The 441-nt window shown below is 35.1% G+C and carries 1 protein-coding gene; it reads left to right on the forward strand.

Going from position 1 to position 441, the window contains the following annotated elements; all coding sequences use genetic code 11:
* Positions 1 to 441: IS110 family transposase (locus ASJ81_RS15405; RefSeq protein WP_141241766.1), on the forward strand; the 441-nt coding region annotated here is incomplete at both ends.

Below are 441 nucleotides of genomic sequence, written 5' to 3' on the forward strand. Positions count from 1 at the left end.
GATAAAGCATCTACCTGTAATAGTTGGAAATGCTCGAGATATGAAGGTATTTACCCATAAAAAAACAGATAAGATAGACTCAGAAGTCATTGCACAACTTGCACTTAATAGTATGATTCAGCCTTCAAGAGTTTTTCCAAATGATCATAGAGATTTTAGATCATATGTTCGACTTCGGCTAACACTTGTACAAAAAAGAACAGATCTAAAAAATAAAGCTCACTCAATTCTCTCATCTGAAATGTTAAACCTGAAGAATGTGCTGACAGACATTTTTGGCAAAAATGGTAGAATGATCTTATCAGGAATCTCTTCAGGTAAGACTGTTGATCAGATTATGGCAAGTCTTTCTCCAAATGTTCGGAAAAAAGCTGCTCAGATAAGAGAAATTCTTGATCGAGAAATCTCTCAAAGTGCTGCATTCAGACTTCAGATCTGTCT

Origin of the sequence: Methanosarcina spelaei, from assembly GCF_002287235.1 — an archaeon.
In the GTDB taxonomy this organism is placed as follows: Archaea; Halobacteriota; Methanosarcinia; order Methanosarcinales; family Methanosarcinaceae; genus Methanosarcina; species Methanosarcina spelaei.